13 protein-coding genes are annotated in these 13,117 nt (G+C 35.5%); 2 read left to right on the top strand and 11 right to left on the bottom strand.

Annotation, left to right across the window (positions count from 1 at the left end):
* Nucleotides 1–4: 4 nt before the first annotated feature.
* From FHY60_RS05705 to gpr, 3 genes are all read right to left on the bottom strand, one after another.
* Nucleotides 5–328: a hypothetical protein gene (locus FHY60_RS05705; protein WP_139904055.1), complete on the bottom strand. Its 324-nt coding sequence runs from the start codon at nucleotides 326–328 to the stop codon at nucleotides 5–7.
* Nucleotides 329–391: 63 nt separating this feature from the next.
* A complete protein-coding gene (locus tag FHY60_RS05700) occupies nucleotides 392–1,507 on the bottom strand; it encodes a stage II sporulation protein P (protein ID WP_139904054.1) in 1,116 nt (371 codons plus the stop codon).
* A gap of 78 nt (nucleotides 1,508–1,585) precedes the next feature.
* On the bottom strand, nucleotides 1,586–2,560 hold the full coding sequence (gene gpr / locus FHY60_RS05695; protein WP_139904053.1) for a GPR endopeptidase: 975 nt from the start codon (nucleotides 2,558–2,560) through the stop codon (nucleotides 1,586–1,588).
* Between the two features lie 323 nt (nucleotides 2,561–2,883).
* Between gpr and rpsT the strand changes: the two genes are divergently transcribed.
* The gene (rpsT, locus tag FHY60_RS05690; protein WP_139904052.1) at nucleotides 2,884–3,150 is read left to right on the top strand and encodes a 30S ribosomal protein S20; all 267 of its coding nucleotides are present in this window, start codon (nucleotides 2,884–2,886) and stop codon (nucleotides 3,148–3,150) included.
* 30 nt (nucleotides 3,151–3,180) lie between these two features.
* Here the strand turns inward: rpsT and holA are convergent, their stop codons facing one another.
* The 7 genes from holA to FHY60_RS05655 form a co-directional block, all read right to left on the bottom strand.
* Entirely contained in the window at nucleotides 3,181–4,200 is a 1,020-nt protein-coding gene (gene holA / locus FHY60_RS05685; RefSeq protein ID WP_139904051.1) for a DNA polymerase III subunit delta, read from the bottom strand.
* 12 nt (nucleotides 4,201–4,212) lie between these two features.
* Complete coding sequence (locus FHY60_RS05680) at nucleotides 4,213–5,844, bottom strand: ComEC/Rec2 family competence protein (RefSeq protein WP_180375479.1); 1,632 nt, start codon at nucleotides 5,842–5,844, stop codon at nucleotides 4,213–4,215.
* Nucleotides 5,845–5,953: 109 nt separating this feature from the next.
* Nucleotides 5,954–6,247, bottom strand: a complete 294-nt coding sequence (locus FHY60_RS05675) for a hypothetical protein (RefSeq protein WP_139904049.1) — start codon at nucleotides 6,245–6,247, stop codon at nucleotides 5,954–5,956.
* A gap of 55 nt (nucleotides 6,248–6,302) precedes the next feature.
* Nucleotides 6,303–8,759, bottom strand: a complete 2,457-nt coding sequence (locus tag FHY60_RS05670; RefSeq protein WP_163216052.1) for a P-type ATPase actuator domain-containing protein — start codon at nucleotides 8,757–8,759, stop codon at nucleotides 6,303–6,305.
* A 151-nt stretch (nucleotides 8,760–8,910) separates the two neighbouring features.
* On the bottom strand, nucleotides 8,911–9,465 hold the full coding sequence (locus tag FHY60_RS05665; RefSeq protein ID WP_139904047.1) for a DUF3267 domain-containing protein: 555 nt from the start codon (nucleotides 9,463–9,465) through the stop codon (nucleotides 8,911–8,913).
* 64 nt (nucleotides 9,466–9,529) lie between these two features.
* Nucleotides 9,530–9,832 (bottom strand): hypothetical protein, encoded by a 303-nt coding sequence (locus FHY60_RS05660; protein ID WP_139904046.1) that lies wholly within the window; start codon nucleotides 9,830–9,832, stop codon nucleotides 9,530–9,532.
* A gap of 205 nt (nucleotides 9,833–10,037) precedes the next feature.
* Nucleotides 10,038–10,640, bottom strand: a complete 603-nt coding sequence (locus FHY60_RS05655; RefSeq protein WP_139904045.1) for a helix-hairpin-helix domain-containing protein — start codon at nucleotides 10,638–10,640, stop codon at nucleotides 10,038–10,040.
* Between the two features lie 186 nt (nucleotides 10,641–10,826).
* On the opposite strand from FHY60_RS05655, the gene FHY60_RS05650 reads away from it, so the two are divergent.
* The gene (locus tag FHY60_RS05650) at nucleotides 10,827–12,113 is read left to right on the top strand and encodes a D-alanyl-D-alanine carboxypeptidase family protein (RefSeq protein ID WP_139904044.1); all 1,287 of its coding nucleotides are present in this window, start codon (nucleotides 10,827–10,829) and stop codon (nucleotides 12,111–12,113) included.
* Here the strand turns inward: FHY60_RS05650 and FHY60_RS05645 are convergent.
* On the bottom strand, nucleotides 12,110–13,021 hold the full coding sequence (locus FHY60_RS05645) for an RluA family pseudouridine synthase (RefSeq protein ID WP_139906300.1): 912 nt from the start codon (nucleotides 13,019–13,021) through the stop codon (nucleotides 12,110–12,112). The genes FHY60_RS05650 and FHY60_RS05645 overlap by 4 nt on opposite strands.
* Between the last annotated feature and the right edge of the window lie 96 nt (nucleotides 13,022–13,117).

The following is a 13,117-nucleotide window of genomic DNA, read 5'->3' as shown; positions in this document are numbered from 1 at the left end:
ATTTCTAATTTCTGATGCTGGCAGTGCTCTCCTGCTGGCCCTTAAATATACTGCTGTTTACATATATGACCTTGTTTCCTATAGAAAATCTAAGGTCAAAGGGTGACTTAGTAAAGTACATTCTCACTCTTATCCCATTTTTTCTGCTTAAAACAAACTCGCCGAAGGCATCTGATTTACTTCTGTCATCTGGATATATATTTTGATAAATTGCTTCATCATAGGCTTTTCCATTGAGTCTGTTATATTCAATATTAACCTTTATTATACCTGCAAAAATACAAACAAAGGATAATAATATTACGATAGTATACTTTTTACCAAACAAAAAAAACACCCCCTAGGTTTTTACATACCTATAAGGATGCTCTTTTTTATAACTTTTATTCATTTATTTTTTATCTTTTAAGTACTCAGCTATCATACGGCCCATATACTTGGAGGAATTTATTGCTTCTTCATGGGTATTGGTATGTGCTCCAACCTCTATGAGAATAGCGTTATTGCTTAAATCCTGGTTAAAATATAGGGTTCCGAAGTTATAATAACAAACCGCTCTCGTAAATCCTGGAAATAAATTATCACATATGCTCATAAGCTTGTCTGTCACTTCAGCATTTTTGCTGTAATGTGGATTCTTTTTTGTGAGAACAAACATTATTTTTGACACATCTTCTCCATTAATCCTTGTTGTTACATTGGCTTTACTATATACTGAATCTCTATGCATATCTATAATTAAATCAAAATCTCCATATTGCTTAAGGTAATTTTCAACGGTTTTCCTTGAATTCTGATAGGAGCCATTATATGGATAACAGTGTACAGTGGTATCATGAATTACACTTATTCCATAGGTATTTTCCAATTCATTTTTCAGAGCTTCACCTACCGCTACAACATTCTTTTGGGGATCTTTGTTATTTGCTCCGTTTATACCAAAAGCCTCCTCTGTATGTGAATGATATATCAGTACTTGTGGCTTTTCGGGCTTAAGTTCCTGTTTTAATGTTGGATCTTGTACAGATACCACATTACCAGAACTATCCCCCGTCAAACCGGTATTATCACTTTGTGTGGTGTCTGCAGTTATTTGGCTGTCAGTGAGATTAAATGGGGTTATGTTGGTATCAAGTACATAATCACTTTTTACCTCACCGGTTCCAGTAAATTCATAGGTCAAGTTACTAAAAAAAGAGATTTCCTTTCCAATAATAGATAGAGGATTGTACATATTAATTCCTAAGAGTTTTAAAACCTCCCCTTTTATTGTTACTGCCGCCTCAGCCATACTCTCCTCTTCAAAAGTGGTGACCTCAACAATGGGCATTGCCTTATTAAGAACCTGAACATATAGAAGACTATTATATACGCCACTGCTGTTATTATTAAAAAATATAATTTTAAAGCTATAGACAGTAATTGAAATCAACAAGAGTAATGACACTGAACAAGCAAATAACATTTTTAAATTGTTATTGGATTTATTTAATCCTGCGTATTGCATAAACCTTCTCACCCTTTCCTTATATAAATAATATATTAGTGAGAAGGTTTATATATACCTATTTATAGAATATGAATTCTAGTTAAGGAATTTGTTTATATCATCCAGATCCAGAGCGGGCTGAAGGGCAATGTTTATGCCGTTGGCAATTATCACTGCCAGGGAATCTATTACCATATCTACTTCCTTAGGTGTTACCATAAGATTTCCAACATAGGGATCCAACACTTCACGAATCATTCTGCTCTTTTCATTTTTATCTATGGCTTTAAGCATCTCATAGAATTTACTACCCTCCGTAGCTTCTTTTATCATAGCATCCAAAACTAAATCGATGGTATCGTTGGCCATTGTAGCAGCTTCTACAACTGTTGGCACACCAATGGCAATTGTTGGAATCCCCAAGGTTCTTTCGCTGATTTCCATTCTCTTATTGCCAACTCCTGAGCCAGGAGATATGCCTGTATTTCCAATTTGGATGGTCTTATTGACCCTTTCCATCTTTCTGGAAGCTAGGGCATCGATACAAATTATAAGATTTGGCTTAACCTTTTCCACAATACCCTTAATTATTTCATAGGTTTCTATTCCTGTTATCCCCAAAACTCCCGGTGCAATTGCGCACACAGGTCTTACACCTTCATCGATACTGTCAGGTACAAGCTGCTTTAAATGTCTGGTAACCATAAGCTTTGATACTACCTTTGGTCCCAAGGCATCCGGGGTTACATTCCAGTTTCCAAGTCCCACTACTAAAGCCGTCATGCTTTCATCAAGCTTTATAAGTCCCTCCAAGGCTTGAGCCATAGCTTTACTTACCTCATCCCTGATTTCACCGTCATAGTGGGCAAATTCAGGTAAATCCAAGGTTATGTAGGTTCCCTTAGGTTTTCCCATATTCCTTTCTCCAATTTCATTGGTTATAGTTACATCAGTAATATTTACATCCCCTATTTTGTATTCTTTGTACTCAACCCCCTGAGGATTGCCATTGCTCTCCTTAGCATATATCTCTCTGGCTTCTACCGCTAAGTCTGTACGTATGTTTCTCACTATACCACCCCTTTTTATAATTAATAAATTAATAGAAATTCAGCTCAGCTGAATTTGCACCTTAATTACTAATTACTAATTACTCATTACTAATTGCTCATTATTATTTATTGTTTGATTTACGAGACATTTTATTCTATTTGTGGCGGAATTTCAGTTTATTATTGATGTGAAAACTAAATTCATAAAAAAAAGCGTAGATGGATAAATTATGCTTGAAGTAGAAAAAAATTAATGCTATAATATCATTTGTTGAATAACGACTCGTGCAGAGTTTCCCCAAAACTGCTGAGACCCTATTATACCAAAGGGGGTGAAGATAAATGGCAAATATTAAATCAGCTCAAAAAAGAATTAGAGTAACTGAGGCTAAGACTCTAAGAAATAAGATGATCAAATCAGCATTAAAGACAAAGATAAAGAAGTTCGAAGTTGCTGTTGATGCAAAAAATGCTGAAGACGCTAAGGCAGCTTACATAGAAGCTTCCAAGGCTTTAGATATGGCTGCTTCCAAGGGAGTAATCCATAAGAATAAGGCAGCTAACAAGAAATCAAAACTTGCTGTAAAATTAAATGCTTTAAACGCATAATAAATAAACCGGTATTTTACCGGTTTTTTATTATCCTCTTATTGTATTTATTATTAGCATTTCCATTTCTAATTTCTTATCTCCTGTGCTGCTTTTAAGTGACTTCTCTGTCTCCAGGCAGAGCTTCAAACAGTGTTTAATCTGATTGAGACTGAATTTCCTGCTTTGAGCAATGAGCTTTTCACAGACATAAGGATGTAGTTTTAACTCCTTAGCCAGAGCATCCTTATTCTTACCTTCGTCTACGCCAAGCTTTATGGAATACAGAAGCTTGAATTGACGGACTATCATAAACAAGATTCCACCTATAGCCTCTCCCCTGAAAAGAAGCTCATTCAGGATATCTATGGCCTTTTCCGGTCTTTTTTGAGAAAGATAATCCACTAAGTCAAAGATGTCGTCATCGTTAACATCAGGTAAAAGTTCTATGATATCTTTCTTTGTAATGTCCCTGCCTTCTGTATACGAAATTAGTTTATCAACTTCATTTTTTATTATATCCATGTTATTTTCCACATTGTCACAGAAAAACTTCAGTAAAACCTTATCTATGCTTTTACCTCTTTGCTCAAAGATAGCAGCTACTCTTTTATAAAGCTTATCCCCTTTAAGCTTATCCGCCTTAATTACCGAGCATATTTTTTCAAGCTTTTTAACATTGGTACTTGCCTTTTCCCTATCATCTCCAAAGACATAATACATAACCAAGATACAATAGGGAGGGAGATTGCTTATGTACTTATAAATTTCTTCAAACTTTTTCTTATTTTCCCTATCTTCCACTTCTCCGAGAAAAGCGGTTCTATATATAACTACTACTTTTTTATCACTCATGAAGGGCATGGTCTCGCAGGCATTCATCACCTCATCAAACTGCACCTTCATTCCGTCAAACTTTACTAAATTCAAATATGCAAAATTTTTATCTACTGCCGCATCTATTATACTGTTTACATACTCTTTAATTAAATTTTCATCCGGTCCGTATATAACATAACAGCCCTTCAAGTTCCCCCTCTGTATCTGTTGCTCTAAAACTTCCAAATCCATTTAACTCATCCTTTACCTTGTTTTCACCTTACCGCCAATTATTTTAAAGCCGGAAAGTTCATCATAATAACTATAGGAATTGTCCTTAGTATTCAAAAATATTATATCATAAATGTAGTCTTTTGCTACAGGTATATAGTCCTTGACAAAAGCGGTTTTGATACCGGTTTCTCCATTTACATAGTCTATCAGTACCATGTCCTTATTGAATTTGATATTTATCCTCTTCTTGTGATGATTATAAACTACTTCGGTGGTCTTTCCTATATCCTCAAAGGTCAGTACCCTTAACTTTTTACAGATCATTAACGGTTCTTCTTTTACCGCTGACTTGTCTAGAAAGAGTACAGATTTAAAACCGCTGCGGTAGACAACTCCCCTGCTGCTTCCGATCTTGACATATTGAAATTCAGTTACAGGTGTAAAGCTGCAGCCAAGGTAAAATACCACTGAAAACAGAGGAAGCCACATGAACTTTTTAAGTACCTTTCTATACAACATGTAACTGGCGTAAAATATTAAAAGTATAATAGCATCTACATAAGACATATACCTAAGCCCTGTAGAAGCAAATAAAAGGATTTCCTTTCCACCTTGGATTGCAGTATAAACAAGGCTTATAAGCTTACATACAAACTTAAAGGCAAAATCAACTTTTGATAGGATCATTGAAATATTGCCTAGGAGCAAAAGCAAGGAATAAAGGGGCACTAAGAATATGTTGCCTTGCAGGGAAGCTGTACTCACAGAATTAAAAATCATTATGCATACCGGCAGTGAAAAAACTTGGGCACTAAGGGTTAAGCTTATAGCTGCATTTAACTTATCAGGAAGCCTATACAGCAGCCTTTGTATCTTGCTATAAAATAAGAATATGCCTAAAACAGATAAAAAGGACAAGATAGCTCCCAGGTCAAGAGCATATGAGGGATTCATAAAGAGTAGGATGATACCTGCCAAGCTTAGGGATGATAGGGGATCATAGTTTTTATACACCTTTTTTGAAAGCTTAAAAATTATTATCATTATCAAAGATCTTACAGTGGAAGCCTCACCTCCGGTAAAAATACAATATAATACTGAAAGTATCATGCCACCAGTAAAACCCAAAGTGCCTTCACACAATTTATAGATAACTGCCATATGAAGGCCTGAAACACTTATTACATGGATTATGCCCAATTCGCTCATTTCACTCATGAAGGAGCTTTCTATTTTACTGTCATCTCCAAAAGAGGCCGCCATTAATTCCCCTGCAGCTGCAGTACCAATTTCCTCTTTGTACTTATTATACAGCCTTTCCTTAAAAGCATATATCTTGGCCAAAATGTCAGACCGTGTACCTACTATACCTGAAACATGGAACTCTCCTATTATGCCTTTGTCATATTGGGGGGCTTTTGTAAATTCACCGGTTATGTACAATATTTCTCCTTCTTTATAGCCATCCAGCTTGCCATTCATTAAAATCTTTCGTCCTTTATAATTCGCCAGATAATTGAAACTTTGATGCTTTATAAGCCGCACCGAGCAGTTTTCTCCAGCTGCTAAATTATAATAGAGATAATAATTTATAAAGCCTAGAATAAAAAAAGCTGCTACAACGAAAACTAACTTACTGTTTTCTGAAAAAAAGATACACACAAAAAAAGATGCAGCCAAAACTGCACCTAAGAGAATATTATTTAACAGAAATAAGGCAGAAAAGCAACCAAATAACAGCGCTATAAAATAATAAAGCAGTGGTCTTTTATCAATCATATCTGTTTATGTTAAGTATATCCGGGGTGCTGGCCGGCTCCAATTTGAAGTCTCTATCATAATCCATATCAACGGTTATTTGAATTCTTCGGGTTGCAGCATTATAATCTATATCCGCTACCACTGGTATACCATCTCTTCCTTTGAATCTAAAATAATTCTCTACCAAGTCCTTAACATTTTCTTTATTCAAGTCATCGTAGCTTAGAAAATAATCGTCTTCGTGAATTATAAGATTTACTGTATTGCTGTCATTGCTTACTACTTCGTATATATCATTGTACATTGCATCCACCTCCATATTATTATTCTACCCAGTGCAATGTACTTTAAACGATGTTTTACTTATTCAAAATAAAAATTAATACCAAATTAAAAACAACAATAAATCCATACATTAAATTAGACAGCGAAAGTATCTTTCTATCCTTTATTCTATAGAGCCTTAGCAAGGCCAGCATTATTAAATTCAATATCAGGTAAATATTAACATCAACCAAAACTATTTCCTTTAATATCCAATGAAGAATTGTGGTTAATGCATCTATTATCAAAGCTATTTTATAGGCTTTTAAGCTATTAGGTTTTATTTCCTCGGCAATATAAGTTTCTAATTCTTCCTCTTCTTCAACTTTCTTTGTACGATCAATCAACATAACCGAAATCATAAAGGGTAAGTTAAAGAAGGCCAACCATATGATGTTTTCATAGCTATATACAGCTTCTGTACCTGTAAAGCTTATAAACAAAGTGAGCAGAAATTGTGAAAATAAATAGGTCAATATGAACTCATTGGTCTTATTTATTTTCTCTATGTAAGTCTTAACTTCTCCGATAACTGAGAGTAAATTCACTAATAGTCTATTTTTTATAGAAATATCACATATATTTTTTAGGTTTCTTATATTTTCGCCCTTTATAATCCTTATATCAGAATTTACCGTAGGAGCTAAATCTTCCGCCCCCTTACAAATATAAGCCGTTTTCACACCTTTTTCAGAGTAGGTTTTTATCACCTTAGCCTTATTTCCCGGTGTGAGCTTAGAGTATATACCAATCTTATGACAGTAGTTCTCATATTCTTCCTGCGACATGTTATCCATTTCTACTCCGCTTAGCACCTCATTTATATTCTCTACGATTCCCAGACTTTTTCCCCAGGTGAAGGCGGATAGCTTTGTATCTTCAGTAAATAATACTGGTTTTATATTATTTTTTCTTAACTCTCTGATGCATTCAAAAACTTTTTCCTTTAGAGGATTATTTATAGCTATTAAACCGGTAAAGACCATGTTACTTTCCACATTTTCTGTGGGCGTAGGCTCGTAAGTAAAATTCCTATATGCCACTGCCAGTATATTCATCCCCTTACTTTCCAGCATGACAGCCTTTTGCTTGATATCCTCCATGTCTTCATCCGTAAATTCAACTTCAATCCCATTTTTCATTATATATCTGCAGCTATCAGCAACGGCGTCCAGCATTCCCTTAGTATAGGCTCTGTAATTTCCTTCTACTTTGTATACATAGGTCATAAGCCTGCGCTCATGGTCGTAAGGATTTATAAATAATCTCTTATATTTACCCGCTTCTATTTCGTATCTTAGTTTTTCTTCAATGAAAAGTTTTATTTTTTTGTCAATTATATAGTTATAATTTTCTTCTGACTCCTTGGCAAATTCGCTATAGCTGTTACATAATATTAAGCCTTGGAGCATCCTTTCCACATTAATACTCAATTCTTCGCCTGCAAGACTAGGAAAATAACTGTTTCCATCTGTATATATCTCCCTTAGAGAAATTGTGTTTTCACTTATTATTCCAAATTTATCCATAGCCAAGACCCCAACCTTAGGAAGCTTGAATACTGAAGAAGGTTTCAATAATTGAACCCCTTCATTTTGTATATGTATTCTGATAAGATTGAGTATCAGCACTCCACAGATCACTGAATTAAAAAAAGTTCCGGAAAAAAAGACTTCCTTCACCAGCTTCACATCTGTCTTATCAGTTATCACTGTGCTCAGAGCCCAGAGCAAGGTTATGGCTGCAACAACCAGTGTATGTATGTTGATTGCCCTGTTCATTTTCTTCAGGACGTGGTTTTCTTCATTCCTGGTACTGCTCAAAGATTTAATTATAATGGTATCAACAGTATTCATACCTGTTGCCACCACAATTCCCAAGGCAGAGCCTTGAGTTATAACAGATGACCTAAAGAGCATATTTTTTATATTAGCTATATTGCTGATTTCTTCATCAAGCTTTGTTGAATACTTTTCAACTGCACTGGTTTCACCGGTTATGCTGCCCTCCATCACAAAGAGCTTTTCACACTCTATTATTCTTATATCCGCAGGAACCATAGAGCCTTTCTTTAGTATTACAATGTCACCGGGTACTATCTCCTCGGCCTGGATTATGCAGTTTACTCCATCCCTTATAGCCCTTACCTGAGCTTTATTTCTAAGTTTGACCTTTGTGAGATTTTTGTATTTTGCTATCTCTGTTATTATTTGAATGGATAACCCCGTAAGTGTTACTATAAACACCATGATTGCTGTAGCCTTTTGCCCTTCCGTATATAATATCCATGCATTTATAAGGGCTGTTATAAACCAAAGCTGCAATAATAGTTTTCCTATTACCTTATAAATATTATAAGTTTCAAAATCTATTTTATTATTTCCATAATTTTTTCTTCTTAATTGAACTTCTTGCTCATCCAAGCCTTTATATATATCGCTGTCAAGTTCTTTAACTACCTTGTTCCAAGAACTTCTATACCACTGCTCCATAAGTTCACCTCTTATATGAGTATTATACATACTTATTCGAATAATTATTAAATTCCTTTAACCATATTTTGCAGTATAAGTTCTATGAAAAAAACATTAAGGCATGCTTTCGCATGCCTATACTAAGTTTTTAGTTATGGAGGACAACATATTAATTATCCAAATTATCAAAGGTAAGCTGCACAGCTGATACCTCACCAACAGTTTCAAAGCCATTCTTTTTACAAACTATATAGGTATTGCTGTCTCCTTTTAATATATAGACTATCTTTAGTATGTCACCGGTACTCTTAAAAATATTCAGTAGTAGTATCATGCCTCCAACCCAACCTGGTATGAGCATTGATAGAAGTGAAATTACTGTCAATGGCGCTATTAAGACCAGCAGAAATTTACTTCTGTGAATACTTATGCCGGATATTTCCCGGGCATTAATGTATATGCCCTTGAATTCATACTTGACCTTACCGCCAAATAATCTATAGCCTATTCCATGTATCCATTCGTGAAGCAAATTAATGGGAATCATCAGTCCCATAAAGAATATTATTACATCTACAACAAGATTATTAGTTAAGTTCCAGATAATATCATTAAACAAAAGTTTGAACAGTATCTGATTCACATAGTCTCTCATAAAATAATAGACAACATAACTCAATGCAAAGCATATTCCTCGTGTTTTCCATGTATTTTGAAAACGCATGTCCTCACCTCCTGTTTACATTATTGACACATATTTGCAATAATAAACATGGAGGTGTTCTATTTTATGTAAATACACTCAATCCTCTCAACATCAATAAAAGAAATGTTACTGATACAATTAAAATTATATCGATAATAATAAGTACTAAGTCCCTTGTCTTTTGCTCCTCCTTTTTGGCTATATTTACAATAGAGATAACTAAAGAGATCAGTGCCAGTATTAGGGGTATTACCAGCAATATTATTGTTACATCTATCCTTTTTATAACTGCCCCGATAATCAGTATACCTATAAAGGTCAATATTGATATTATACAAAATATTATAGAAGCATTACCTTTGCGTTTGTTGCCCTTGCCTTCCATGAAATTCTCTCCTTATAATAATAATAAGTATAGGCGTTTGCGAAACGCCACAAACCGCATAAAAACGGTATGATTAAATCTTAAAAGTCAGCAGTTAATCTTTAGGGAACCTTTTTGAAACTTCTTTCCATCCTTCATTGATTTTTTCAGTTAGTTTCGCAATTACATAATTATCTATTATAAATCTAGCCATAGGCAAACTCAACTAGTCCACCGTTATTTTTTCCCGCATCTTATCTAAGGTTTTATCACCGATACCATCTATATTTTTCATTTCTTCTACACTGTTAAAATATCCATGTTTCTCTCTGTAGTCCAGGATTTTTTGTGCTGTCACAGGTCCTACGCCCGGTATTTTTTGAAGGTCATCCTTATCAGCTGTATTGATATTTATAATATCCTCATCACTGTCTGCGATGTTGTTAACTATCAAACTCTCCTTTGGAGCATCTATATTAGGAATGACTATACATTCTTCATCCTTAAGCTTTTTTGCAAGGCTTGGTATTCTATCCTTGTTTGCTTTTTCCGTAAAACCGCCGGCCTTATAAATCAAATCCTCCAATCTGCTGCCCAAGCTCATGGAGTAAACTCCGGGTCTTTTTATTTCACCTTTTATCTCAACCTTTATGTATTTCACAGCAGTTTCTGAGACAGTGCTGTTCAAATTACTTGTAGCAGGCTTACTCTCTACAAATATATCCCCGTAATCTTCCTCCTTACCATCTTTTATTACGCCAACAATAGTAAAAATTGAAAAAATGATTATAATAATTACAGACCCAATAATTTTATTTTTCTTATTCATCCCAGGCTTTCCTCCTGCATATAAGTTCTTCAATTATTTAATAATTATTGCCAAAGGTTGAAAAAACTATCGCTAATTATGCTATTTTTTGCTATACTTTATATATGCAACTTCAGAAAATTGTGAAGTTGTCAATCAATATACAGATGTAAAGGTTTTAGTTTCGTCTGATTCACGGAGGTTAAAATGATTAAGAAGTTATCGCTTGTTTGTATTTGTATGTTACTAGCTTTAAATATATTTAGTAATCCTGTCAAGGCCTCATCAGGTCCACCGGTTCCATCAGCAGACAGTGCTGTTTTAATGAACGCTGTAACCGGTGAAATACTATATGCCAAGAATCCCAATGATGCCTATCCGCCTGCATCCACCACGAAAATTCTGACTACACTGCTAACTCTTGAAAACTGTGAACTGGATGAGATCCTGACAGTTGGTGAAGGGCCGTCACAAGCGGAAGGAAGTTCAATTTACCTTTTGCCCGGTGAACAGCTTACGGTGAGGGATGTGCTTTATGGTCTAAATCTCCAATCCGGAAATGATTGTGCTGAAGCTTTAGCGGAACATATTGCCGGTTCTGTAGAGAACTTTGCAGAAATGATGAATAAAAGAGCAAGGGAACTGGGTTGTGAAAACTCTAACTTTAGAAACCCAAGCGGTTTGTATGATAAAGACCACAGGACCTCCGCTAAAGACCTGGCTCTGATTTTGAAGGAGCTTATCAAATATCCAGAATACCTTGAAATTGCATCTACTATGACCCATATCATAGAGCCTAATAACAAGTCTACTGAAACAAGATACGTATGGAATAAGAACAAACTCCTGCAGCCTAGCAGCAAGTATTACTACAAGGGAGCTTTGGCTGGAAAAACAGGCTATACTACCCAGTCCCAGCATTCCTACGTAGCTGTGGCTGAAAGGGATGGGCAAATATTGATTGTAACCTTGGTACACGACAGCTCTGCTGACTATTATCAAGATACCATCAACCTCTTTAATTATGGCTTTAGTAATTTTAAGACCAATAATTTTATTAATAAAAATGAAATTCTTACTAATTACACTTTGAATGATAATACTACCATACCGGTGATTGCCGGAGATAACTTCTTTTATACCACCTACGTAAACAGTGACTCAAAAGCCTCATTTAAGTTAAATCTACTGGAAGAGACCCTAAACAGCAGTTCAATAAAAGCGGGCGATAAGATTGGTACCGCTGATATCTTCTTAGATGGCAAAACCATTGGTTCTATGGAAGTCTTCAGCGGAGCAGATCACGTGGTAGAGCAGAAAATGCTCTTTCATACAGCTTCAGTGGTAAAAGCAGAGGATAAATCAATTAACTTGAATTTATTTTATATCATTGGTTCGATTCCGGTTTTTCTGCTGATTCTTATAGCAACAAAAAATAAACATATCCTAAGTGAATTCTTCTATAAATTTAAAAGAAAGAGAGCAGACAATTAATCCTGCTCCCTTTCTTTTAGTTTTCTTATTAAACTTCTTATATCTTCCGGCAATTCGCAGCTTAACATAAGGAATTCCTTAGTTCTTGGATGTACAAACCCCAAGTGGCTGGCATGGAGGGCCTGCCTTTTTATAAGTTCTTCTTCCCCACCACGGCCGTAAAGGGTATCTCCTATAATTGGGTGGCCAAGGTGACTGAGGTGTACTCTTATCTGATGGGTTCTGCCAGTTTCAAGTCGCAGCTTTACTATATCAGCATTCCTTAATCTCTCTGTTACCTCATAATGGGTTATACTTTCCTGACCTCTTTCATCTACAACTCTCTTTATTGAATCATCCTGTGGCCTGTATATTGGTTTATTAATGGTGCCTTGAGTCTGGGATATATTGCCCCAAGCTATGGCAGTATAACCCTTTAGAAAGTTATTCTTCTCCATTTCCATGGCCAAAAACATATGTGAGTATTGATTTTTTGCTATGACAATCAAACCTGATGTGTCCATGTCAAGCCTACTGACAAGTCTCACAATACAGTTTTCTCCTTTGCTTCTGAAGTGGTACAGCACTCCATTGGCTAAGGTCCCGCTTTGATGACTCCTGGTAGGATGGACTACTGTAAAAGGCGGTTTATTAATTACTATAAGATCTTCGTCCTCATGGACAATATCCAAGTCCATGGGCTCCGGTACTATGTTCTGATCTTCGTCCTTGGCTACATCGATCTGAAGAATATCTCCGGTTTTAATTATGTGATTTAACTTTACCACGTGGCCATTGATCTTTATTCTTCCGTCTATTGCCGCCCCTCTTATCAGTCTTGTAGATAAGGTAAGCTTGCTCTTCAAGTAATCTCTCAACTTTTTATTGTTGTCTTCCTCTTGTATTTTATATTCAAGTATACTAGCCATATATCTAAGGGTCGGATGCCACATCTGCAGCTACACTTAACATCCTCCCCATCTCCCTTCTGTATAGATTTCCAGCAGGAAAATATAGTTTACAAT

This window comes from Clostridium thermarum, from assembly GCF_006351925.1.
In the GTDB taxonomy this organism is placed as follows: Bacteria; Bacillota; Clostridia; order Clostridiales; family Clostridiaceae; genus Clostridium_AU; species Clostridium_AU thermarum.
This window is presented reverse-complemented; position numbering and strand designations above follow the sequence as displayed.

Bases quoted from the DNA above. Each gene is read 5' to 3' on its own strand.
- FHY60_RS05645 (WP_139906300.1), bottom strand. From the start codon at position 13,021: ATGGCTAGTATACTTGAATATAAAATACAAGAGGAAGACAACAATAAA.
- rpsT (WP_139904052.1), top strand. From the start codon at position 2,884: ATGGCAAATATTAAATCAGCTCAAAAAAGAATTAGAGTAACTGAGGCT.
- holA (WP_139904051.1), bottom strand. From the start codon at position 4,200: ATGGATTTGGAAGTTTTAGAGCAACAGATACAGAGGGGGAACTTGAAG.
- FHY60_RS05650 (WP_139904044.1), top strand. From the start codon at position 10,827: ATGATTAAGAAGTTATCGCTTGTTTGTATTTGTATGTTACTAGCTTTA.
- FHY60_RS05670 (WP_163216052.1), bottom strand. From the start codon at position 8,759: ATGGAGCAGTGGTATAGAAGTTCTTGGAACAAGGTAGTTAAAGAACTT.
- FHY60_RS05660 (WP_139904046.1), bottom strand. From the start codon at position 9,832: ATGGAAGGCAAGGGCAACAAACGCAAAGGTAATGCTTCTATAATATTT.
- FHY60_RS05675 (WP_139904049.1), bottom strand. From the start codon at position 6,247: ATGTACAATGATATATACGAAGTAGTAAGCAATGACAGCAATACAGTA.
- FHY60_RS05665 (WP_139904047.1), bottom strand. From the start codon at position 9,465: ATGCGTTTTCAAAATACATGGAAAACACGAGGAATATGCTTTGCATTG.
- FHY60_RS05655 (WP_139904045.1), bottom strand. From the start codon at position 10,640: ATGAATAAGAAAAATAAAATTATTGGGTCTGTAATTATTATAATCATT.
- FHY60_RS05700 (WP_139904054.1), bottom strand. From the start codon at position 1,507: ATGCAATACGCAGGATTAAATAAATCCAATAACAATTTAAAAATGTTA.